Below are 23,212 nucleotides of genomic sequence, written 5' to 3' on the forward strand. Positions count from 1 at the left end.
ATGCCTTTCCGGACGCTCTGCGTCCTCTTGGCGACGCAGAGCGTCGAGAGCTGCATTCCCACGCTGGAGCGTGCGGAACGCTAATCGCAATTATCGTGCGGCGCTCTGCGTCGTATGCCTTTCCGGACGCTCTGCGTCCTCTTGGCGACGCAGAGCGTCGAGAGCTTCATTACCTGGCGGAGCATGAGGAACCGCGGCGCAAACGCCTAAGGCATGGCGGTTACTTGGCGAAAGAATATTCCCCGCCCTGCTCCAAAGCCTTGCGGTACGCAGGCCTGCTCTGCAGTCTTTCAACCCACGCCGTCACATTCGGGTACGGCTGCAGCATTCCCTGGGCCTTGGCGAGTTCGCCAATGAAGCTCATCTGAATATCCGCGCCACTCAGTTCTTCTCCCAATAGATAAGGCGTCAACCCCAGAGAGTCGTTCAGATAACCCAGATAATTGGCAAGCTCCGACTGGATACGCGGATGCAGCGGCGCACCCGCATCCCCCAGACGTCCGACATACAGGTTGAGCATCAGCGGGAGAATGGCCGAGCCTTCCGCGAAGTGCAGCCATTGTACGTACTCATCGTAGGTAGCGCTGGCAGGGTCCGGTTGCAGTCGGCCATCGCCATGACGGCGAATCAGGTAGTCGACAATGGCACCGGACTCGATGACGACATGCGGGCCGTCTTGAATAACCGGTGATTTGCCCAGCGGGTGCACAGCCTTGAGTTCAGGCGGTGCAAGGTTGCTTTTCGGGTCGCGCTGATAACGCTTGATCTCGTAGGGCAGGTCGAGCTCTTCAAGCAGCCACAGAATACGCTGCGAACGGGAGTTGTTCAGGTGGTGGACAGTGATCATTTCAGGCTCCGCCGGGTGATAGTGTATAGAAAAGACTGCGCTGCCACCGGGGAGTGCCCTGAAATGCGGTTACTTCGACGAGCGTGCCGGAAAAGCTGCGTTGATGAGCTGCACACCGATGAAAATCTCAGGCGCTTCTGTCACTGGAGGCGGCCGCTGGCTCACCACGAAGTTCTCGCTCCACTGCGGCTTTATCAATGACCGACCAGACGCTGACAATCTTGCCGTCGCTGAATGTGTAAAACACGTTTTCAGAAAAGGTAATGCGCTGGCCATGCGCGTCCAGCCCCAGAAATAGACCCTGCGGCGAACAGTTGAATATCAGGCGGGCAGCCACCTGTGACGCCTCAACCACCAGCAGGTCGATGTTGAAACGCAGGTCAGGAATAATGCTGACGTCGTTTTCCAGCATCGTCCGGTAGCCGGCCACGCTGATCCGCTCGCCGTTGTATTGCACGTCGTCGTCGACGAAATCGCCCAGATCCTGCCAGCGGCGTTCGTTGAGACAGGCAATATAAGCTCGATATCGCTCGGTCAGATTCATGGCGTGCCCTCCTGTTCAAAATACTCGAAGCAGCCTTTTTAAGGGCCTGCGTCAAAAGACATGCGGTTCTGCGCATCTGAAATGCGCTCAGGCCAACGCCTCAGCCGGGCCAAAAAACTCATAATGGCTTTGCCCGTCCGGAACACCCAGCTCGTGCAGCGCGCGCTTCATGAACGCCATGAACGGCTTCGGACCAAGGAAATAGGCCTCGACGTCCCTGTCCGCCGGCAGCCATTGCTGCAGATGCTCAATCGAAGCAGGCCCCGTCACACTATTCGCCGGTGCGTCACCGGCCGCAACTTCGCTGTAGACCACGTGCGCCGCAAACTGCGCATATCGCTCGCGCCAGTCATCAATGACCGCCTGGAACGCTTGCACGCTGGCATTACGAGCGTAGTGGATAAACACGACGTGTCGGTGACCTGCCTGCAACGCAGCTTCCGCCATGGCCAGCGTCGGGGTGATGCCGACACCGCCGCTGATCAGTACCAGCGGTTTGCTGCCTTCGACAAGCACGAACTCGCCAGAGGGCGGGAACAATTCTACGGTGTCGTCCACTGCGACCTGATCGTGCAGGTAACAGGACGCAACGCCGCCCTGCTCTCGCTTGACGCTGATGCGATAGCTCACACCGTTGGCAGGCGCAGAGAGCGAGTAATTTCTACGAATTTCTCCGCCTTCGCTGTTCAACCGGATACCGATGTACTGACCGGGCTTGTGCGCGATGACCGGTTTACCATCAACAGGCTGCAGGTAGAACGACATGATCTCGCTGCTTTCCGGCACCTTGCGAACAACCTTGAACAGCCGTCCGCCACGCCAGCCACCCGGTGCTGCGGCGATGCTTTCATACACATCGCGCTCGGCATTGATCAGCATGTCTGCCAGTTGCTGATACGCCGCAGCCCAGGCCTCGATCACTGCGTCCGTTGCGACCTCAGCGCCCAGCACCTCGCGAATGGCGCGCAGCAGGCAGGCACCAACAATCGGATAATGCTCTGGCAGTATCTGCAGCGCGACATGTTTGTTGACGATCTGCGCCGCCAACGGCCCGAGGTTTTCGAGGCGATCAATATTGCGCGCGTACATCAACACCGCATTGGCCAGCGCCCGTGGCTGTGCGCCATTTGCCTGGTTGGCCTGGTTGAACAGCGGACGAACCTGAGGATAGTCATCGAGCATGATGCGATAGAACTGAGTGGTCAGTGCCTCGCCGCCTGTTTCAAGGATCGGTACGGTGGCTTTGATGATGTCGCGATGGGCAGTGCTGAGCATGATCCACTCCAGAGTGTGCAGTTTCGTTCATGGAACCAGAGCAACGCACGTGCCAGATAAAAACCCATTTAAAATCAATGAATAGCAAATTTAAAAGTCAAAAGGACTGAGTCTTATTGACTAATATCCGGAAAATTTTGGTCATTATGACCAGATCCAGTTAATCGTTTCAGCCATCCTCGCACGCAGAGCATCTTCAAGAATTCAATCCCGACCGGGTTTGTAGGGAACTAGCGCGCAACACATCGCCCTAAGCCTGACATCTACGTACTGGCGCGACGCTGGTTTCAAGCGAAGGACTTCAGATTCATGTCTTCAAGTAGCACCTCAGCAGCGGCCGATCCGCAAGGTCGGCAAAGCGCTTCACCGAATCGACTCATCTTTATCTCCGTACTCGTGGCCACCATGGGTGCGCTGGCGTTCGGCTATGACACCGGCATCATCGCCGGTGCATTGCCTTTCATGACGCTCCCCACTGATCAGGGCGGGCTGGGCCTGGATGCCTACAGCGAAGGAATGATCACCGCTTCACTGATCGTCGGCGCTGCGTTTGGCTCGCTTGCCAGCGGCTACATCTCCGACCGTTTCGGACGCCGTCTGACCTTGCGTCTGCTGTCGGTGCTGTTCATTGCTGGCGCACTGGGCACGGCCATCGCGCCTTCCATTCCGTTCATGGTCGCTGCACGCTTCCTGCTGGGTATTGCGGTGGGTGGCGGCTCGGCTACGGTGCCGGTGTTCATTGCCGAAATCGCCGGACCGTCGCGTCGTGCGCGACTGGTCAGCCGTAACGAACTGATGATCGTCAGCGGCCAGTTGCTCGCCTACGTTCTAAGCGCGGTCATGGCCGCTCTGCTGCACACACCTGGCATCTGGCGTTACATGCTGGCCATCGCCATGGTGCCGGGCGTGTTGCTGCTGGTCGGTACGTTCTTCGTACCGCCGTCGCCGCGCTGGCTGGCGTCCAAAGGCCGCTTCGATGAAGCGCAGGATGTGCTGGAGCAACTGCGCACCAACAAGCAGGATGCGCAGCGCGAAGTGGACGAGATGAAAGCGCAGGACGAGGAGGCTCGTCACCGCCCGAAAGCCAGGGAGTTGCTGCGTCAGGGCTGGGTGATCAAGTTGCTGCTGATCGGCATTGGTCTGGGCTTTACCGCGCAGCTCACAGGCGTTAACGCCTTTATGTATTACACGCCGATCATTCTCAAGAATACCGGCATGGGCACCAACGCCGCGCTGACCGCCACCATCGGCAACGGCGTGGTATCGGTTATCGCGACCCTGCTCGGCATTTGGGCGATTGGCCGTTACGGCCGTCGGCACTTGTTGATGACCGGGCTGGTGATGGTCATCCTGATGCAGGCAGCGCTGGGTTGCGTGCTGCAATTCATGCCGCAGAACCTGACCCAGAGCTACACCGCCCTCGCCTGCATTCTGGTGTTCCTGCTGTTCATGCAGATGTGCATCTCGCCGGTTTACTGGCTGCTGATGTCGGAATTGTTCCCGATGCAGGTGAGAGGATTGCTGACCGGCACAGCGGTATCGATGCAATGGCTGTTCAACGCATCGGTGGCATTCACCTTCCCGATTGCAGTCGATACCATCGGTAACCCGACCTTCTTCATCTTTGCGGCCATCAACGTCGGCTCGTTGATATTTGTCTTCCTGTGCCTTCCGGAAACCAAAGGCAAATCGCTTGAGCAGATCGAGAAGCATTTGAAGAAAGAGCTGTAACGGCTGACCGGATGAGGCCATAGACGGCCTCATCTACCCTCCAGGCAGATCAGCGCACCAGCATCGAAGCTGCCGCCGCTACCATGATTGCTGCCGCACCGCGAAACAGTTTTCTCTGGGCGCGCTCGCTCGACAATAAATGTCGAATGCGCAATGCGGCAAATATGAATACTGCACCGACGCCAAGCAACACCAGCACGGTCAACGGCACCAGAACCAGCCCCCACGTCTGCAAAGAAACCGTTTCGAGATTGATGACCAACGGTAAAAGCGCCAGATAAAAGGCAATGGTCTTGGGGTTGCCCAAGGTGATGGTCAATCCTGAAGCGGCCGCAGACAGCAACTCTTTTTTCTTTGCTGATTTTCCGATTTCTATGGCTTGATGGTCTGCGAACCAGAACTGCCAGGCCAGGTAGCACAGATAAATCGCGGCCCCCCAACGCACGACCTGAAACAACGCATTGAAGTGTTCGGCAATCATGGCAAGGCCAAATACTGCAAATGAAAGATAGGTCAAGTCACCGAGAATCAGCCCGGACAGCAGGCAGAAACCTGACACCGCGCCGCCACTGACGCTCCGTGCTACCAGCGCAGCCATACCGGGGCCGGGAATGGCTGCGGCAATGCCCAGCGCAGCCGAATATGTAAGAACCTGAGTAAGATCAAGCATGTTGCACTCCTTGAAATAATTATAAGTGCCCGGCGAGCAGCGCCGTAAACCAAGTAAGACCGCTAACCGTTTAAACGGGACGCTACCCACTGGCGGATTATTTCCCGAGAGAACACCAGATCCTGCACAGCCAGCCCAACCGACTTGAAAACTGTTATGCCTCGAGTTGTTTGCGGCGTTTCATCTTTGCACAGTGTGCCGATCTCTGTTCCGCCACCCGGCTGCGCAAGCAGACCTTTCTCAACGGCCTTGATCACGCAGTCGGATGCGGCCAGCACCGAACGGTTGCAGTCAGTGAATAACGTAACGTCCTGATAGATATCCTCGTGCAGTTCCTGAAAACCGGGGGCTGAAGCGCCGATTGCGTTGATGTGACAGCGCACCGGAAGATCCGCATGAAACAAGATGGGCGAACGTGCAGCAGTGGTGGTACAGATGATATCGGCTTCGCTAACAGCCTCGGCAGCGGTATTGCAAATCGAAATGGGCAGATCGCAGTTCTGCGCGCTCCAGGCCGCAAATTCGCGACAGGCCTCGTTGCTACGCCCCCATACTGAAACGTATCTGATCGGCCTTACCGCTTGCATTGCCTGCAGATGAGCTCTCGCCTGCAAGCCCGTGCCCAGGATGGCAAGGCGACTGGCGTCGGGGACGGCCAGCAACCGTGTTGCATGAGCAGATGCAGCCGCTGTACGGATTTCCGTAACTGCACCTGCGTCCACCCCTACGACAGGGGCAACCTGCGCCTCGTCATAAATCAGTATCGTGCCCATGTGAGAAGGACCGCTGGCAGCGTCTCCGAACCTGACGACCACTGACTTCAGACCGAACCCCTGGTAAGGACCGCTCTTGATGTAGGCAGGCATGACGCCCATCAGTGCGTTATCACCGCCCTTGATAACGGTACGCAACGGCTGCTCTACCTGCCCTGAAGAATGCAGCAGGAACGCGGCCTCGCTAAGTTGGAGGCTGAGCTGAATATTCATGAGCGACTTGACCGTATTACCGTCCAAATGAAGCATCGTTCAAGCCTCGGACACTGTGTTGAGCCCTTGAAAGGCTTCCCATTTGAACCGCTCATCGATTTCAGTACCGGCAATACTGTTCAGGATCGTTGACATGTTTTTCTGTGCGACAGCGAGAATAACGTCCAGCATGTTTTGTTTACTGAAGCCCGCTTTGAGTAAGGCCTCTACGGCTGCCCCGCTCAAGCGGCCACGGCAGTTGATCACTTGCTGGGTAAACTCGCGCAATGTCCGCAAACGGACATTCAGGTGCGCAGGCTGATGAGCCAATGCATCGACCACGGACTGATCGACGCCCTTGGACAAGGCAATGAAGGCATGCGCCTGAATGGTATAGGAACACGCGTTTTCCACCCCTGTGGTTATCCAGACCACAGCCTTTTCCTCTTCGCTCAACGAGCTTTCGATAACTAGGTCATGCGCCCGCTGGTAAGCGCCCAATAATGAAGGCGACTCGGCCATATAGGCACTTTGATTGGGGATCCAGCCAAAGTTGTCGATTGAACTCTGAAGCAACGCTTTACTTTTCAGGGGGGCAGAATCGATCGTGTGGAGCTTCAAGACAGTCATGATGACCTCGATCAAAAGTGATTCGGGGCTACCCGGCTTGACCAGGTGGCCTTATGTTTGGGGAATCAGCGGTAGCGTGCGCTGACTTCAACGGGTTGAGTGCTCCACCGGATCGGCGCGAAGACGGACCAGAGCATGCGGATGGGGCGAGTCTTCGATATGAACTGAAGCCCATGGATATGGGCTGCCACCTCGGTGGTCAACGCAACGTCAACTTCACCCCTGGCTACCGCAGCCGCAGCGGCGCTGGTAGACAGCGAAAAGATCACCGAGTCGACTTCAAAACCGTCAGGCAGCAACTCCTGAATCAGCATCAGCGGAGCGGGATGAGTCGCTATCGTCAGTTTTCTGGTATTCAACTGCCCCTTGCTCACCAGGCCATACTCTGGGGTATCGAAGACGAAAGTGGCCACAAGGCTTAACCGCGGGTTCATATAAAAGTTATGAATCTGCGGATAGGCGTTGGCCACGATCAGTACCCCGGGGATGCGCTCGTCCATCGCTGAGCAGGCATGCTCATAAGAGTCACTGAGGTTGATCTGCACCTGTGATTCAGGAAAGCGCTGGCCAAGCCATTCGGTAAAAAAACCAGCCGCTGCTTCACTACTGGTTCCACTCGGCCCCAATGTATGAATCATCACCTCGCGCCAGTCGCCTACACTCAAATTCAGGAATTTACTGTCCATTGTCATAAATCTCCGGATGTTCGATTGTGCAAGGGGCTCAGCCAGTGGGCATATCGGCTATGCGAACCTTTTACCGTTTGCAGGTAGAGGCTTCTCAGCGCGCCGGTTACTTTGCCCACTTTGTGGTCCTGCAATACGTAGTGATCAATCTGTGTCACGGGTACGATCTCGACCCCTGTGCCAGCAAGAAAGCACTCGTCGACCGAATACAATTCGGAAAACGAAATGTCTCGTTCCACCACGCTTAATCCTAATGTTTCTCTGGCCAGGGTCATGATCGAATCACGGGTAATGCCCTCTAGAATGTGTGCACTGAGAGGCGGTGTGATAAGGCATCCATCCTTGACCACGAACACATTGGAGGTGGTTGACTCGGCCAGATTGCCGTGAATATTCAACATCAACGCATCGTCAAAACCGTTGCGTTGCGCCGACTCCATGGCCAACGCCGAATTGGCATAGCTACCGGTGATTTTCGCTCGCGAAGGAAGAGATACATCCGGGATGCGTCGCCAGCTCGAAACGGCGCAGCGGATGCCGGCAGCGGGCATGTAGGCGCCCATTGCCAGAGTATTGATCACCAGCCCTGAGCTGACGCCGGTCAGCTTTACACCAAAACCAACGCCGGGCAGCAGCGCTTTTTTATAGGCCATGGGCCTGATATAGCAGTCGGTCAGCGCCTCATTGCGACGCAGTAAATCAAGAATTATTTCCTTTAGTTCAGTGCGGCCAGGCAGGCTGTCCAACTGCAGCAACCTGGCTGAGTTCTCCATACGTTTAAGGTGATCGTCGAGCCTGAAGACATTCAGCTCGCCGTTATCAGCAACGTAAGCGCGTATACCCTCGAACACCGCAGTGCCGTAATTAAATGCCTGGGTCGTGATTGGAACCAGAGCTTCTGCAGCGGCGACAAAACGATCATCCAGGTACACCCATGGGTGAGGTTTGCGCGGACTACTTTTAGTGTTGAGCGGCACGTCGACCATGGTCAGGCCCTCCGTGCAGCGATCTTCAAGGCGGTATCACGCTCCAGATTATCGCCGCCCGTACGTTTGTCATGGAGTCGGGCAGCTTTCCAGCTGACCATCGCTGCCGTGCCAGTCACAGCGTCGGTAGGGCCGACAGTAATACTTACGGGAACACCGAGTGCAGTCTCCATAAAGCCGGCTACAGCGTTCAGGTCATTTCGGGCTTCGCTATTGGGCTGCAACTCGATAGTGACGCTTAATTTATCGATACCCGACACGGTCTCGACCTGGATGTGATAATCCAGACAGCCTGTGAGATGCTCGAACAGCGCTGCTTCGACGTCGTAGGCGCAATGGTTGCGTCCGTTTATAACCAGCGTGTCTCTGAGCCGTCCGATCGGGATGATCTGCCACTTGCCCTGATTCAGAACCCGGGCTCTGACCGTGTCTCCGGTGCGATACCGAATAAGGGGCTTTTGGCCCTGATAGAGGTGCGTGATAACCAGTTCACCGGTCATCTGGCCGTCTTTCGGTTCCAGGACTTCGCCGGTGATCGGGTTGACCACTTCATAGACAACATTCAAGGGCACGGTGCACAAATGCCCCTGCTTGTCACACGCGGCGAGAATGGAAGACTCCTGGGATGCGTACATACAGTTGTAAACCGCGCTGTTCCATACATCGCCAATGTTGCGCAACAAGCCAGGGGTGGTGAGTTCACCCAACGTGAATATCAACTTCACACCCAGCGATGAGGGGGTCTGCCCTTTGTTGATCAAATGCCTTGCCAGGCTGATTGCAACTGCGGGAGTACACACCAGTGCGGAGATTTTCAGTTCCCTGATCAACGTAATGGCACGTTCCATCCCGACGACAGGTGATCGCGGCCACATTTTCACTACCGTGTGCCCCAGACTTCGACAGACGTCCTCGAATGTATCTCCGGTGGAGTGAAGCTCCGTAGGCCCCATGACACCGACTATGTGTCGTTCGCCGTGAGCCTTGAAAAGCGCCTCGTAACGAAGTATCAATGGGGTGTTGTTGAATATCGAATCCCGCTCGTTACGCGGACAGGGCGTGGCCGCTCCTGTTGTACCGGTGGTTTCGTAATAGATCCAGGCATCGGCCAGCGGAGCAGAGAGCATGAAGTGACCTGCCGTGCGCAAGTCATCTTTCGTCGTAAATGGCAGTTGACGGAAAGCGTGCCAGTCCAGAGTGCCCAATGCAGCGTCCGAAGGGGACAACAGGTCGCGATAAAACGGAGAATGGGCTTTGACGTAACGAAGTGTTTGCCTGAGGCGGTCGAGTTGGATAGACCTTAACTCCTCAAGGGAGATACCATCGTTTTCAAACAACGCATGCTGCTGGTACGTGGCACGCGCCAACTCTAGAAGATCCGGTTTGAATAAAGCGTACACGCCAACCTCCTTGTCATTAAGATATTTACTTGAACAGCGGAAAGTTTCCTGACAGTTTGCTTATCTTTTTCTTCGGCCCTATCAGCCCGATCGCGACCAACTCGATGGACGAACTGTCCGCCTCGGAGATTCGTGACTCATACTCCTGATAGGTTTTGCAGGACTGCGCCAGTGCGCTGAAAGGAATGCTGAAAATTTCATCGTCGGCCAAGGCTTTTTCCTGAAGCTCGCGCAGGCTTTCATTGCTAGACAACAGGATCGGCAAAGGCGCGTAGATAACGCCGGGATAGTTGACACTGTCGCGGCTCTGCATGTCCGGGCCTACCAGCCCGTCTACGGAACGCCCCATGCTGACGCCGATGACGCTAACTGCGTTCGCGGCATGCCCCAGACCCAGCGACTTATCAACAACGATTACACACTTATGAAGTGTCGCATCAAAATTCATGGTCCCCCTCCAACTATCGAGAAACGCTCAAGGCATCGAGCGGTGACCTGACAACGTCAGCCCAGCCCTCGAGCAGCCCTGACCAATGCGTTGTTTCACTAGTAATATCAATGTCCACGACCTGCCAACTGGCGATCTTTTGCCACTTGAGCACACCGTCCTGATGATCAGGATGAATAAGAAAACTTGAAAGTTCTTCCTGACTTTCAAATAAGCCCATAACCACAAAATCCATGGCTCTTTTACGAAAGCTTATATTTCTTCCACAGGCCCAGCCTGCAATCTCGTTAATATGGTGCGGGTGTCGACGGGTGGCAGCCTCTGCCTCAATGACTTCATTGTCACACCACTGAAAAGGCTCGTGAAACTTGAAAAAAACCAAGTGGAGAATCATGCATCGTCCTTGTTTATAGCCCACAACGTTTACAGAGTTATTGATAAGCGGGCCTGCCCCTATGCAATTTTTAAACAACCCAGCTGTATGCAAACAGTGTATGGATGAGACGTTTACCAAGCCTTGCCTGAAAAAATACTACACGCTTTAAACAGGAAGAAATGATCTATTCTGATTGTCAGCATCACCGAATTAGGTAGAATTCCCCCCATCCACAGGGAGTTGCGGAATTTATGACCTATCAGACGTTGAACCCTACTGATGTAAGGATCCTCACGGCCCTGCAACAGGACGGCCGGATCACCAATCAGACCCTGGCCGATCAGATCGGCATGTCTGCCTCGCCCTGCTGGCGACGGGTCAAACAACTTGAAGAGCATCGCTATGTGCTGGGTTACAGAGCGGTGCTGGACCGTCGCAAGATCGGGCTGGGTGTCATGGTGTTCATTCGGGTCAGCATCGACTCTCACAGTGAAGCCGAGGCAAGAAAATTCGAGCAGGAAGTCATGCAACTGGAGAACGTCGTGGCGTGCTACAGCATCGGCGGAGATGCCGACTTTCTGCTTCAGGTGGTGGCACGCGACCTGGATTCGTTTGCCGACTTCGCCATGACGGTGGTCAGAAGGCTCCCTGGGATTAAAGAGATGCAGAGCATGTTCGTCTTGAAGGAGATAAAGCCTTTCGTCTCATTTCCGGTCAAACCTGCGGCCTGACCGCATCAGGCTTAGGCCCTGGATGGCAAGTTCGGGTCAGCAAACATGCATCGCCTGCAAACATCAAACAATCGATCGTTTTCAATAAAGGAATAGTCATGTCCACGACCGAGCAAGCCACTGTGACTTTCGACAGTGCCATCCCGATCCTGCGGATGTTCGACGAACGCAAAGCGCGTGAGTTCTACCTCGACTTTCTCGGTTTCAGCGTCGAATTCGAGCATCGTTTCGAGGCCGATCTGCCGTTGTATCTGGGGATCAGCCGCAATGGCCTGCATTTGCACCTTTCCGAACATCACGGCGACGCCTGCCCGGGGGCTGCGGTGTTTATTCCCACTCAAAACATCGAGCAATTGCGCGATGAGCTGATTGGCAAACAGTACGGTTATGCACGACCCGGCATTGTTCAGCAGGGCTGGGGCCAGGTACTTGAAGTCTGCGATCCGTTCGGCAACCGCATCAGGTTCTGCCAGAGTTGAGGCAAACGCATTAACGTCAGCGGAGACCGATAAACCGGTTGTCCGGCTGACGCCACCACTGCCGGCACAATGGATATGCCGTGATCCATCGTTGTGCACATTGCCGCGTTCAAGCGCAAAGATGACGCATGACTGCGTCAAAAAACTTCGCTAACAGCCTTTAATCCCCTGCCAATCCGCCTTCGGTCAACCTTGGCCCATAACGTGCAAACGTGCCAGTTCATCTTGTATACATGAATGAACACCACTATGACCGCACTCGACATTTCCCAACTTCAGTCGGCGTTACGTTCAGGTCAAACAACCCTGACGGCACTTGTGCAAACCCTTACAGCGCACATTGATGCGGATGACCGGGCGGAAGTCTGGATTCATCGCGTGCCCGTGACGCAGCTTCTTGAAAGGGCGAAGACGCTGGAAAGCATTGCCGCAGAAGCGGGCGATTCGGTGTATGAGCAACTGCCGCTGTTCGGCGTGCCATTTGCGGTCAAGGACAATTTTGACGTGGCCGGAATACCGACCACGGCTGCGTGCCCGGCTTTCGCCTACACGCCCGAGAAAAATGCTCACGTCGTACAGTTACTGCTCGACAGTGGTGCGATCCTGATGGGCAAGACCAATCTCGATCAGTTCGCCACCGGTCTGGTGGGTGTCCGCTCGCCCTACGGGGCCGTGCGCAATGCCCACGATCCGGCCTACGTCAGCGGCGGCTCCAGTTCCGGATCGGCGGTGGCCGTCGCGCGTGGCTACGTGAGTTTTGCACTGGGCACGGACACGGCAGGGTCAGGCAGAGTGCCCGCCGGGTTCAACGGTATCGTCGGGCTCAAGCCCAGCCTTGGCCTGTTCAGCAGCCGAGGCGTGGTGCCCGCCTGTCGCACGCTGGACTGCCCGTCGATATTTGCCGGGGATGTGCTGCAAGCCTGGCAAGTGGCGCAGGTCATCGCGGCTTACGACCCGCTCGACCCGGCCAGTGTGGCCGTGCAGGCATTGGCGGTGCAGCGCAGGGCTCGGCGTGTCGCGGTGCCAAGGCACTGCGAGTTCTTCGGTGATGCGCAGGCGCAAACGGCTTACATCAAAACCCTGGAAGCCCTGCAAAGCGACCCGCTGGTGACTATCGAACCCATCGACTTCGATGTCTTCGCCGAGGCCGCGGCCCTGCTGTACCAAGGCCCATGGGTGGCCGAGCGAAGGGCAGCGGTAGGCAAATTCTTCACCACCCATGCTGACGATATTCATCAAGTGGTGCGCGGCATCCTGCAGAGCGCAGCTTCGTTTGATGCCGTGGACACATTCAATGCCCGCTATCGACTGGCGGAACTGACGCGAACAGCCCAGCAATTGCTGGCCGGGGTCGATGTGCTGGTGGTCCCGACGGCGCCCTGCATGCCGACCATTGATGCAGTGCTCGCCAACCCGGTCGAGCTCAATTCACAGCTCGGCTACTACACCAACTTCGTCAACCTGATGAATATGTGCGCCCTCGCCGTTCCGGCAGAGCGCCGTGCCGACGGGTTGCCTGCGGGCATCACGCTGATCGGCCCCGCCGGTGCCGACCAACGCCTGGCAGAAATAGCCGCAGCCTGGCAGCCGCTCTTCGGTCAGAGAGACCAGAGCGAAGCCGTCGCGATGGCACCCTTGCCCCGCAACAGCCCTGTCGTGCAGGTCGCGGTTGTCGGCGCGCACCTCGTCGGCCAGCCGCTCAACTGGCAATTGCTCGAAGGCAGTGCTCGTCTGCTGCGTACCACAACCACCAGCGCAGATTACCGGTTGTATGCACTGGCCGGTACTTCGCCACCGAAGCCGGGCCTGGTGCGTGTGCCTGAACAGGGCGAGCGCATCGAAGTCGAGGTCTGGGAAATACCGCTGAGCCTGTTCGGGGCGTTTGTCGCTGCGATTCCCGCGCCATTGGGCATCGGTTCTCTGCAATTGGCCGACGGCCAGTGGGTCAAGGGTTTCATCTGTGAGCCAGCCGGCCTTGAGGGCGCGCTGGACATCACTGATTTCAAAGGCTGGCGCGCCTACCGCGCCGCGCACACATCTTCCATCGCTCATTGATCAGGGGTAGCACGCATGTCGAACGTTGATCGTCGCAGTTTCATCAAGTTGGCAGGCATTATCGGCCTGAGCGCAGCACTGCCGTTTGGTCGTGCCTACTCAGCCGACGCGCCGCTGGTGGTGGGTTTCATCTACGTCGGCGCTCGCGACGACTTTGGTTACAACCAGGCCCACGCCCAAGCAGCGGCCATCATCAAGACGCTGCCCAACGTCAAAGTGATCGAGGAAGAAAACGTTCCGGAAACCGTGGCCGTGCAGAAGACCATGGAAGCCATGATCCGTCAGGACGGTGCGACACTGATTTTTCCGACCTCATTCGGCTACTTTGAGCCGCATGTGGTCAAGGTCGCGAAAAAGTACCCGGACGTGCGCTTCGCGCATTGCGGCGGCCTCTGGCAGAAAGGTAAGGACCCGATCAACGCGGGCAGCTTTTTCGGTTACATCGACGAAGCGCAATACCTGAACGGCGTGATTGCCGGACACATGAGCAAGAGCAAAAAACTCGGTTTTGTGGCCGCCAAGCCTGTGCCTCAGGTACTGCGCAACCTGAACGCGTTCGCCATGGGTGCCCGCTCGGTCGACCCGAGCATCGTGACCACGGTGATCTTTACCGGTGACTGGTCGTTGCCGGTCAAGGAAGCAGAAGCCGCCAATGGCCTGATCGACCAGGGCTGTGACGTACTTACCTGTCATGTCGACGGCCCCAAGGTGATCGTCGAGACGGCTGAAAAGCGCGGTGTCATGACCTGTGGCTACCACGCCAGCCAAGCCGCGCTGGCACCCAAAGGTTACCTGACCGGTGCCGAATGGAATTGGGAAACGCCTTATCGCGCCCATGTAGCGGCAGCCCAGAGCGGCGCGCCGATGATCAACTTCCTGCGCGGCGGGCTCAAGGAAGGCTTCGTCAAGACGTCCGCCTATGGGCCCTCGGTGACTGCCGACGCCAAACAGCAAGCGGACGCCATCAAGGCGCAAATGATGGCCGGGCAGTTCGTGATCTTCAAAGGCCCGCTCAAGGACAACAAAGGCGCGGTGGTTATTGCCGATGGTGTTTCACAAGGCCAGACCGACATCGCCCTGGAGAGCATGAATTACCTGGTCGAAGGTGTACTTGGCCAGCTCTGAGGAATGTTCATGAGCCTATCCATTAGTCTGCGCCGCCTGGCCAGCGCGCTGCTGCCGGGGCTGCCTACGGTGTTGGCGGTGTTTTCCTCGTGCGTGCTGTTCGGGCTGTTTCTGGCGGTTCAGGGCAAGCCTGCCTGGCAAGCCCTGCAACTGGTCGGCGAAGGCGCGTTCGGCTCGTGGTTCGCTTTGGAAAACACCCTGCAACGCGCTGCGCCTCTTATGCTGACCGCATTGTGCGTCGCCCTGCCCGCTCGGGCCGGGCTGATCATTATCGGCGGCGAGGGCGCGCTGGTACTGGGCGGTCTGGCAGCGGCAGTGACACCCTTGTGGCTCGGCAATTTGTCAGCCGGGGTGATGCTCGTCTGCATGGCCCTGGCGGCGATGAGCGTGGGCGCGTTGTGGATCGGTCTGAGTGGCTGGATGCGACAGCGTCGCGGAGTCAACGAAACGATCAGCAGCCTGCTGCTTTCCTACATCGCTCTGGCGCTGTTCCGGCAGTTGGTAGAAGGGCCGTTACGCGATCCGGCAAGCCTGAACAAGCCTTCGACGCCGCCGCTGGACGATGCCTATATGATCGGCACCATAAGTGACGGTTTTGAGGTGCATTGGGGTCTGGTGGCGGGCGTGGTCGCCTGTCTGCTGGCCTATGTACTGGTACGCCACAGCATCAAGGGTTTTGCCCTCGCCGTGGTCGGCGGCAACGTACGCACGGCGTTGATGATCGGCTTGCCGGTGGACCGTTTGATCCTGCTCAGTTGCCTGCTGGGCGGCGCGGCAGCGGGTCTGGCCGGAATGTTCGAAGTCACTGCTGTGCAAGGCAGCGCCAACGCCGCACTGATTGCCGGCTACGGCACCAGCGGCATTCTGGTCGCCTTCGCCGCACGCCATCATCCACTGGCCATTATCGTTTGCGCCATTTTGCTGGGTGGACTGGAAGCCAGTGGTGGGCTGCTGCAACGACGGCTTGGCCTGCCAGACGCCACCACGCTGATTCTTGAAGGGCTGCTGTTCACCAATCTGCTGCTCTGGGAAGCCCTGGGTGGGCGTATCGCCGCCTGGAAGATCAGGCTGACGGCGTCGCCTGCGTCGGTCGACAAGGGAGCACTGCAACATGGCTGATATCGACCTGAGCACCTTTCTGCTGGCATTGCTGGCTGGCGCGATCCGCGTCGGTACGCCTTTTCTGTTCGTCAGCCTGGGCGAATGCCTGACCGAGAAAAGCGGCCGGATCAACCTGGGGCTGGAAGGCATCCTGGTTGCCGGCGCGATGTCCGGATACGCCGTGGCGTGCCTGAGCGGCTCGGCATGGCTGGGCGTTGGCGCTGCCGCCGGGGTTGGCATTCTGTTGGGCCTGCTGCACGGCCTGGCCTGCTCGTTACCTCGGGTCAACGATATCGCGTTCGGCATCGCGCTGATTCTGCTCGGCACCGGGCTGGCGTTTTTTCTTGGCAAAGCGTTTATCCAGCCGCAAGCCCCCATGCTGCCGTCACTGGCACTGGGTGCCTGGAGCGACGAAGAACGCGTGCGTTCGGCGCTGAATATCAACGTGCTGTTCTTCGTCGGTGCAGCCCTGGCGTTCGTTCTGCACTGGGGGCTGCGCACCACGCGCTGGGGGCTGATGCTGCGTCTGGTCGGCGATCACGCCGAAACCGCTCAGGCGCTGGGCTATCGCCCGCTCAAGGTGCGCATTCTGGCGACAGCGGTCGGCGGCGGATTGGCCGGAATCGGCGGCGCTTACCTGTCGCTTTACTACCCCGGCAGCTGGAATGAAGGGCTGTCCAGCGGGCAAGGATTGATGGCCGTCGCGCTGGTGATATTTGCCCGTTGGCGCCCGTTGGCGTGTCTGTGGGCGTCATTGCTGTTCGGCGCTGCCGGTGCCATCGGCCCGGCCCTGCAAGCGGTCGGTATCAGCACCGGCTATTACCTGTTTGCCGCAGCACCTTATGCGCTGACGCTGGTGGTGATGTACGCCACTTGCCGCCGTGGTCGCACCCTGAACGGCGCACCTGGTGAACTCAGCCTGACGCGATGAACTGATCTTTTCGAGGAGGCATGCACATGGCCAGTGGTCTTGGTGGTTTGAACAAGTCGCCCAGTGGTGTGGTGATCGGCCTGGCGCAACTGGCGCTGCCTGATCCGCATACCCGCGAGGCGTTGTGGGCACAAACGCAGAAAGTGGTCAGCATGGTGGCCAAGGCGCGACGCAGCAATCCGGGCATGGACCTGATCGTGTTTCCCGAGTACTCCTTGCATGGCCTGTCGATGAGCACCGCGCCAGAGATCATGTGCAGCCTCGACGGGCCGGAAGTCCTGGCGCTGCGTGAGGCGTGCCGGGAGCAGCGCATATGGGGCTGCTTCTCGATCATGGAAGCCAACCCGCACGGCAACCCGTTCAACAGCGGCCTGATCGTCGATGACCTCGGCGAGATTCGCCTGTATTACCGCAAGCTCCATCCGTGGGTGCCAGTCGAGCCCTGGGAGCCTGGCGATCTGGGTATTCCGGTCTGCGACGGGCCGCGTGGCAGCAAGCTGGCGCTGATCATCTGCCACGACGGCATGTTTCCGGAAATGGCCCGCGAGTGCGCCTACAAGGGTGCCGACATCATGCTGCGCACAGCGGGTTATACCGCACCGATCCGTCACTCGTGGAAGATCACCAACCAGAGCAATGCCTTCACCAACCTGATGCAAACCGCAAGCGTCTGCATGTGTGGCTCCGACGGCACGTTCGACTCCATGGGCGAGGCCATGTTCGTCGACTTCGACGGCACGATCATGGCTGAAGGCGGTGGTCGGGCCGACGAAATCGTCTGCTGCGAACTGCGCCCCGACCTGGTACGCGAAGCCCGTGTGCACTGGGGCGTGGAGAACAACATCTATCAATTCGGCCATCGCGGTTACGTGGCGGTCAAGGGTGGCGCGCGCGACTGTCCTTACACCTACATGCATGATCTGACCGCAGGCCAATACCGTCTGCCTTGGGAAGACGATGTCGTGCATACCGACGGTAGCGCCTGCGGCTTTACTGCGCCTGAGCGCGAATTCAAACCCACCCCCAGCAGCTGGAAGGATTAACGCCATGAGTGAACGTCATATTGCATCGGCGCCCTACCCCTGGCCCTGGAATGGGCAATTGCATGCGCACAACACAGCCTTGATCGTGATCGACATGCAGACCGATTTCTGCGGCGTCGGCGGCTACGTGGACAGCATGGGTTACGACCTGGCCCTGACCCGAGCGCCCATCGAGCCGATCAAGGCGCTGCTCGCCGCGATGCGCCCGCTGGGCTTCACCATCATCCATACCCGCGAAGGCCATCGCCCGGACCTCAGCGACTTGCCCGCCAACAAACGCTGGCGCTCGCAGCGCATCGGCGCGGGAATCGGCGACCCAGGCCCCTGCGGCAAGATTCTGGTACGTGGCGAGCCGGGCTGGGAAATCATCGACGAGCTGGCACCGCTGCCCGGCGAAATCGTGCTCGACAAGCCCGGCAAAGGCTCCTTCTGCGCCACCGATCTGGAACTGATTCTGCGCACTCGTGGCATCGAAAATCTGATCCTGACCGGCATCACCACCGACGTCTGCGTGCACACCACCATGCGCGAAGCCAATGACCGTGGCTTCGAGTGCCTGCTGCTGGAAGACTGCTGCGGGGCGACCGACCCTGGCAATCATGCGGCGGCCCTGAGCATGGTCAAAATGCAGGGTGGCGTGTTCGGCGCAGTCGGCCATTCCTCAATGCTTCGCGACCTGTTGGGAGCATGAACATGCGCGCCCCGAGCCTTGAGACGATTGGTGCCAGCAAGCATTTCGGAGCGTTTCGCGCACTCGACGAGGTGTCCTTCAAGGTCCGCGCCGGCACCGTCCACGCCCTGCTCGGGGAGAACGGCGCCGGCAAGAGTACGCTGGTCAAAGGCATCATCGGCTACAGCCCGCTGCAGTCGGGCAGCATTCTGATCGACAACCGCGAACACGAGATTCGCACCCCGCGCGACTCTCATCAGTTGCATATCGGCATGGTGTATCAGCACTTCACCGTGGCGCCGGGCCTGAGCGTTGCGGAAAACCTGGTGCTGTCGCGCGGTGATCTGCCGTGGCGTATCAACTGGGCCAGCGAGTACGAGCGCCTGGAAGCCTTCATGGCAAAGATGCCTTTTTGTCTGGATATCCATCGGCCGGTCAGCAGTCTGGCCGCAGGTGAAAAACAGAAACTGGAAATCCTCAAGCAGCTGTATCTGCAACGTCGGCTGATCATTCTCGATGAACCGACCTCGGTACTCACGCCGCAAGAGGCCGATGAAGTGCTGGGGCTGATGCAGTCGATGGCACATCGCGGTGAACTCACCGTGCTGATGATCACCCACAAGTTTCGCGAAGTCAGCACCTATGCCGATGACGTCACCGTGCTGCGCAAGGGCCGCTGGGTAGGCACAGCGACAGTGGCCGACACCACCACGCAGCAGATGGCTGCCTGGATGATGGGCGAAGCGCAAGTGCGTAGCGTGAGCAACGATCGGCCGGTCATGGCAACCCGTACGCCCCAGTTGCAGGTAGAGGGGCTGGATGTACCCGGTGACAAAGGCACGCTGGCGGTGAAAAACCTTTCTCTGGCAGTGCAGCCGGGAGAGATCGTCGGGGTTGCGGGTATTTCCGGTAACGGCCAGCGCGAACTCACCGAAGCCCTGCTCGGCCAGCGACCCTTCAGTGCCGGGCAGATATCGGTCGATGGCCAGCCTTACCATGCGCAGCGTGAACAGATGCAGCGTCTGCGCGTGTTCAGCCTGCCCGAAGAGCCCTTGCGCAACGCCTGTATCGGCAGCTTCAGCGTGGCCGACAATCTGGCCCTGCGCAACTTCGACCAGCCGCCGCTGTGCCGTCAGGGCTGGCGTCTTGATCGTCGTGCAATAGGCGCACAGGCGCGCACATTGATCGAACAGTTCAAGGTCTCGCCCAACGACCCGAACCGTCCCATCGGCACCTTGTCGGGAGGCAATGTGCAGCGCGCCGTACTGGCGCGAGAACTGACCCATGACGTCGCGGTGCTGATCGTCGCCAATCCGGTATTCGGCCTGGACTTCGCCAGTGTCGCGCTTATCCACCAGCGCCTGATCGACGCGCGCAACAGCGGCACAGCAGTCCTGCTGCTCAGTGAAGATCTCGACGAACTGCTGAGCCTGGCAGACCGCATCGTGGTCATTCATGACGGCGAACTGGTTTTTGAAACCAGCGCAGCCGCCGCTGATCGAACCGAGCTGGGTCGACACATGGCCGGTGCCGAGCAGCTTGCCGGAGAACCGGCATGATCAGCGTCAATGCGCGTCCGGACTGCTTCACGTTCGACCCCTCCTGTGCCGCTGTGGTGATCATCGACATGCAGCGCGACTTCCTCGAACCCGGCGGCTTTGGTGCCGCGCTGGGCAACGATGTCGCACCGTTGCAGGCCATCGTGCCATCGGTGCAACAACTGCTGGCGCTGGCCCGTGATCAGGGCATAGTGGTCATACACACTCGTGAATCGCACAGCGCGGACCTTGCCGACTGCCCGCCCGCCAAGCTGGCCCAAGGTTCACCGGGCCTGCGTATCGGCGACCTCGGCCCGATGGGCCGCATCCTGATTCGCGGCGAACCCGGCAATCAGATTATCGACAGCCTGACGCCGCTCGCCTGCGAGTGGGTCATCGACAAACCGGGCAAGGGCATGTTCTTCGCCACCGACCTGCATCAGCGGCTGACCGACGCCGGGATCACTCATTTGATCTTCGCAGGCGTTACCACCGAAGTCTGCGTGCAGACCAGCATGCGCGAAGCCAGTGATCGGGGTTATCGCTGCCTGCTGATCGAAGATGCGACCGAAAGCTATTTCCCGGCCTTCAAACAGGCCACTCTGGACATGATCACCGCACAAAACGCGATTGTCGGGCGTGCAGCGTCACTGGCCGATCTGCAACACGCCCTGCAAACAAGGAGTACACCCTGATGGACATCAACCTTGCGCACATCGTCGCCGAAGTGACCAGCGCGTTCACTGATTACGAGCGCGCCCTGCTGGCCAACGAGCTGACCACGCTGGATGGGTATTTCTGGAATTCCGAACAGACCGTTCGCTATGGCGTCGCGGAAAACCTGCACGGTGCCAAAGCCATCGCGCGCTATCGACGCCACTGTCAGCCAGTCGGGCCCGGTCGAAAATTATTGCGCACCGTGGTTAGCACCTTCGGTGAAGACTTCGCCACCGTCAGCACCGAGTTTCACGATGGCGTTACTGAGCGTCTGGGACGGCAGATGCAAACCTGGGCACGCCTGGACGGCGGCTGGAAAGTCGTTGCCGCACATGTCAGCATTGACCTGAGCAGCCTGGAGCCACGCCCTTGAATTCCCCCAACACCACCAACGCGCTGGCAGAAGACGTCTATCGGCGGCTCAAGCAGGAGATCTTCGACTTCTATCTGCTGCCCTACGACCGCTTCACCGAAACGCAACTGGCAGACCGTTATCAGGTGTCACGCACGCCGGTGCGTGACGCATTGTACCGGCTGCAGCGCGAGGGTTATCTGGACGTCGAGTTTCGACGGGGCTGGTCAGTCAAGCCGCTGGATTTCGACCAGATCGACCAGCTGTACGATCTGCGCATCGTGCTTGAATGTGCTGCGGTCGAACGTATCTGTGCATCCCACGAAGTGCATCCGGAACTCAATGTGCTGCGTCAGCACTGGCTGATTGATCGCAGCCACTGGCAGATCGATATGCAGGTCGTCGCAGACCTCGACGAACAGTTTCACACCCAACTGGTGGCCGCCTCGGGCAATCTGGAAATGGCCCGTGTTCATCAGGAAGTGACCGAGCGCATTCGCATCGTGCGCAGACTGGACTTCTTCAAAAGCGCCCGCATCGAACATACCTACCTGGAGCACGCCGCGATCCTCAATGCATTGCAGGCACGCAAACGGGACGAAGCGCTGTTGTTACTGCGCTCTCATGTGGAAATCAGCAAACTCGAAGTGCGCAAACTGACGATATCGATGCTCAGTGATGCGCGACGGCGGCATGAGGCATGAAGCGTTGACGGTTATCAGCTGCTTCTGCCGAGTTTGCCGGTGAACGGTGCGGATATCTCGCACCTCAGCCCGACCGGTTCGTAGAAGAACGTTGCCGAACCATCAAACGCATTACCCAGACTGCCCTTGATCATCGCCGTGCCATAACCCTTGCGGCTCGGCTGATCGACTTGCGGGCCGCCGCTCTCCGCCCAGACCAGCCTGAAAACAGGCTCGAGATCATCACTGCCCTGCGCAACAATCCCCCACTGCACATTCAGTTCTCCCGCTTCCCGAGACAGCGAGCCGTACTTGGTAGCGTTGGTACACAGCTCATGTATCACCAGTGCCAGCGCCGATGCAGCCTTCTGGGTCAGCAAGACATCGGGACCGGAAAAACTGATAGCACAGTCTTTTTGATAAGGCGCGAGCATTTCCTGCAGTAAGGCAGCCATTTCGATTTCGCACGTGCTCAGTGCCAGCGAGTGCGCGCGATGCATCATTACCAGCCGCTCGCTAAACACCGCCCGAAACTGCCTTACGTCGGGGTATCGTTTCAAGGTCAGATTGGCGACACCGCCAATCGTCAGAAACAGATTTCGAATACGGTGCTCAAGCTCGCCCAGAATAAGCGCGTTGGATTCCTGCGACCTGCTATACGCACAAATGCGCGCACATAACGATGATGCCAATTGCAGAAACTCGCGCTGTTCAACAGTCAGCGACATGCCCAGCGGATGGATGATTGCGATACTTCCCTGGGCGTTTTTATCAGCGCTCAGTGCCGGAATCGAAATCATCGCGTGCAGATCATGTCGGGCGAAGAGCGCTTTCCACTCTTGCGAAAAGCGCGGGTCGTTTGCCACGTCCGGAACGTCGATGGTTTTCCCGGTCAATATGCCTAGTCCACATGAGCCGCGCTTGCCGGTGATGATGTTACCCACCAGCGCTTGAGAAAAATCGGACGGCAGGTTCGGGAAAATAGACTGACGAAATGTTCTGCCGGCCTTATCCAGCACGTTGATGCCGACGACGGCACCCGGCAATCTGACTTGCAGCGCAATGGCAAAATCTTCAAGAAGCGGTTGGGCGGGCAAAGCGGATGACATGACGTCCAGTGCGCGATTACGAAAAATCTCTAGAAACTCACGCATGGCAGCCGCATCCTCAGGTGCGAAAAAATCAGACATGGTACACCGGTGGCAGGCTTGCGATACGTGAGTTGGACA

25 protein-coding genes are annotated in these 23,212 nt (G+C 58.2%); 13 read left to right on the plus strand and 12 right to left on the minus strand.

Annotated features, from left to right (window positions below):
* Window positions 1-220: 220 nt before the first annotated feature.
* The 3 genes from AO068_RS17145 to hmpA all read right to left on the minus strand — a co-directional run bounded on the left by AO068_RS17145 (window position 221) and on the right by hmpA (window position 2,666).
* Window positions 221-847: a glutathione S-transferase family protein gene (locus AO068_RS17145; RefSeq protein WP_058401732.1), complete on the minus strand. Its 627-nt coding sequence runs from the start codon at window positions 845-847 to the stop codon at window positions 221-223.
* Window positions 848-974: 127 nt separating this feature from the next.
* A complete protein-coding gene (locus AO068_RS17150; RefSeq protein WP_058408953.1) occupies window positions 975-1,391 on the minus strand; it encodes an ester cyclase in 417 nt (138 codons plus the stop codon).
* 87 nt (window positions 1,392-1,478) lie between these two features.
* Complete coding sequence (hmpA, locus tag AO068_RS17155; RefSeq protein ID WP_058408954.1) at window positions 1,479-2,666, minus strand: NO-inducible flavohemoprotein; 1,188 nt, start codon at window positions 2,664-2,666, stop codon at window positions 1,479-1,481.
* 309 nt (window positions 2,667-2,975) lie between these two features.
* On the opposite strand from hmpA, the gene AO068_RS17160 reads away from it, so the two are divergent.
* Window positions 2,976-4,397: a sugar porter family MFS transporter gene (locus AO068_RS17160; RefSeq protein WP_002552378.1), complete on the plus strand. Its 1,422-nt coding sequence runs from the start codon at window positions 2,976-2,978 to the stop codon at window positions 4,395-4,397.
* A 49-nt stretch (window positions 4,398-4,446) separates the two neighbouring features.
* On the opposite strand, the gene AO068_RS17165 is transcribed toward AO068_RS17160, so the two are convergent.
* The 8 genes from AO068_RS17165 to AO068_RS17200 form a co-directional block, all read right to left on the minus strand.
* Window positions 4,447-5,067: a LysE family translocator gene (locus AO068_RS17165; protein WP_005743272.1), complete on the minus strand. Its 621-nt coding sequence runs from the start codon at window positions 5,065-5,067 to the stop codon at window positions 4,447-4,449.
* Window positions 5,068-5,129: 62 nt separating this feature from the next.
* The gene (locus AO068_RS17170) at window positions 5,130-6,053 is read right to left on the minus strand and encodes an ornithine cyclodeaminase family protein (RefSeq protein WP_235592563.1); all 924 of its coding nucleotides are present in this window, start codon (window positions 6,051-6,053) and stop codon (window positions 5,130-5,132) included.
* Between the two features lie 39 nt (window positions 6,054-6,092).
* Window positions 6,093-6,677 (minus strand): carboxymuconolactone decarboxylase family protein, encoded by a 585-nt coding sequence (locus tag AO068_RS17175; protein ID WP_230017731.1) that lies wholly within the window; start codon window positions 6,675-6,677, stop codon window positions 6,093-6,095.
* A gap of 50 nt (window positions 6,678-6,727) precedes the next feature.
* Window positions 6,728-7,348, minus strand: coding sequence for a bacilysin biosynthesis protein BacA (locus AO068_RS17180; protein ID WP_046835320.1), 621 nt, complete (start codon window positions 7,346-7,348; stop codon window positions 6,728-6,730).
* A gap of 2 nt (window positions 7,349-7,350) precedes the next feature.
* Window positions 7,351-8,334: a branched-chain amino acid transaminase gene (locus AO068_RS17185; protein ID WP_005743267.1), complete on the minus strand. Its 984-nt coding sequence runs from the start codon at window positions 8,332-8,334 to the stop codon at window positions 7,351-7,353.
* Window positions 8,335-8,336: 2 nt separating this feature from the next.
* Complete coding sequence (locus tag AO068_RS17190; protein WP_058408956.1) at window positions 8,337-9,734, minus strand: phenylacetate--CoA ligase family protein; 1,398 nt, start codon at window positions 9,732-9,734, stop codon at window positions 8,337-8,339.
* 25 nt (window positions 9,735-9,759) lie between these two features.
* Window positions 9,760-10,182: a DUF2000 domain-containing protein gene (locus AO068_RS17195; protein WP_005743265.1), complete on the minus strand. Its 423-nt coding sequence runs from the start codon at window positions 10,180-10,182 to the stop codon at window positions 9,760-9,762.
* A gap of 13 nt (window positions 10,183-10,195) precedes the next feature.
* On the minus strand, window positions 10,196-10,576 hold the full coding sequence (locus AO068_RS17200) for a Dabb family protein (protein ID WP_058408957.1): 381 nt from the start codon (window positions 10,574-10,576) through the stop codon (window positions 10,196-10,198).
* Between the two features lie 233 nt (window positions 10,577-10,809).
* Here AO068_RS17200 and AO068_RS17205 point away from each other — a divergent pair, with 233 nt between their 5' ends.
* The 12 genes from AO068_RS17205 (at window position 10,810) to AO068_RS17260 (ending at window position 22,004) form a co-directional block, all read left to right on the plus strand.
* Window positions 10,810-11,289, plus strand: coding sequence for an Lrp/AsnC family transcriptional regulator (locus tag AO068_RS17205; RefSeq protein ID WP_005745878.1), 480 nt, complete (start codon window positions 10,810-10,812; stop codon window positions 11,287-11,289).
* A gap of 98 nt (window positions 11,290-11,387) precedes the next feature.
* Window positions 11,388-11,768 carry a glyoxalase superfamily protein gene (locus tag AO068_RS17210; protein ID WP_058408958.1) on the plus strand — a complete coding sequence of 127 codons (381 nt, stop codon included), beginning with the start codon at window positions 11,388-11,390 and terminating at the stop codon, window positions 11,766-11,768.
* 249 nt (window positions 11,769-12,017) lie between these two features.
* Window positions 12,018-13,823: an allophanate hydrolase gene (atzF, locus tag AO068_RS17215; protein WP_058408959.1), complete on the plus strand. Its 1,806-nt coding sequence runs from the start codon at window positions 12,018-12,020 to the stop codon at window positions 13,821-13,823.
* A gap of 15 nt (window positions 13,824-13,838) precedes the next feature.
* On the plus strand, window positions 13,839-14,948 hold the full coding sequence (locus tag AO068_RS17220; RefSeq protein WP_054071374.1) for a BMP family ABC transporter substrate-binding protein: 1,110 nt from the start codon (window positions 13,839-13,841) through the stop codon (window positions 14,946-14,948).
* Between the two features lie 9 nt (window positions 14,949-14,957).
* A complete protein-coding gene (locus tag AO068_RS17225; protein WP_058408960.1) occupies window positions 14,958-16,067 on the plus strand; it encodes an ABC transporter permease in 1,110 nt (369 codons plus the stop codon).
* Window positions 16,060-16,980, plus strand: coding sequence for an ABC transporter permease (locus AO068_RS17230; protein WP_058408961.1), 921 nt, complete (start codon window positions 16,060-16,062; stop codon window positions 16,978-16,980). The genes AO068_RS17225 and AO068_RS17230 overlap by 8 nt, the downstream gene beginning before the upstream one ends.
* 26 nt (window positions 16,981-17,006) lie before the next feature.
* Window positions 17,007-18,023: a formamidase gene (locus AO068_RS17235; RefSeq protein ID WP_058408962.1), complete on the plus strand. Its 1,017-nt coding sequence runs from the start codon at window positions 17,007-17,009 to the stop codon at window positions 18,021-18,023.
* A gap of 4 nt (window positions 18,024-18,027) precedes the next feature.
* Window positions 18,028-18,714 carry a biuret amidohydrolase gene (gene biuH / locus AO068_RS17240; RefSeq protein WP_058397441.1) on the plus strand — a complete coding sequence of 229 codons (687 nt, stop codon included), beginning with the start codon at window positions 18,028-18,030 and terminating at the stop codon, window positions 18,712-18,714.
* Window positions 18,711-20,252, plus strand: coding sequence for an ABC transporter ATP-binding protein (locus AO068_RS17245; RefSeq protein WP_161936595.1), 1,542 nt, complete (start codon window positions 18,711-18,713; stop codon window positions 20,250-20,252). The genes biuH and AO068_RS17245 overlap by 4 nt, the downstream gene beginning before the upstream one ends.
* The gene (locus tag AO068_RS17250) at window positions 20,249-20,926 is read left to right on the plus strand and encodes a cysteine hydrolase family protein (protein WP_058408964.1); all 678 of its coding nucleotides are present in this window, start codon (window positions 20,249-20,251) and stop codon (window positions 20,924-20,926) included. The genes AO068_RS17245 and AO068_RS17250 overlap by 4 nt, the downstream gene beginning before the upstream one ends.
* Window positions 20,926-21,321, plus strand: coding sequence for an oxalurate catabolism protein HpxZ (gene hpxZ, locus AO068_RS17255; RefSeq protein WP_058408965.1), 396 nt, complete (start codon window positions 20,926-20,928; stop codon window positions 21,319-21,321). Before AO068_RS17250 ends, hpxZ begins: the two co-directional genes overlap by 1 nt.
* On the plus strand, window positions 21,318-22,004 hold the full coding sequence (locus AO068_RS17260; protein ID WP_054079125.1) for a GntR family transcriptional regulator: 687 nt from the start codon (window positions 21,318-21,320) through the stop codon (window positions 22,002-22,004). Before hpxZ ends, AO068_RS17260 begins: the two co-directional genes overlap by 4 nt.
* A gap of 14 nt (window positions 22,005-22,018) precedes the next feature.
* On the opposite strand, the gene AO068_RS17265 is transcribed toward AO068_RS17260, so the two are convergent.
* On the minus strand, window positions 22,019-23,137 hold the full coding sequence (locus AO068_RS17265; protein WP_058408986.1) for an HWE histidine kinase domain-containing protein: 1,119 nt from the start codon (window positions 23,135-23,137) through the stop codon (window positions 22,019-22,021).
* Between the last annotated feature and the right edge of the window lie 75 nt (window positions 23,138-23,212).

The organism is Pseudomonas sp. ICMP 3272, assembly GCF_001466905.1.
GTDB classification, from domain to species: Bacteria; Pseudomonadota; Gammaproteobacteria; order Pseudomonadales; family Pseudomonadaceae; genus Aquipseudomonas; species Aquipseudomonas amygdali.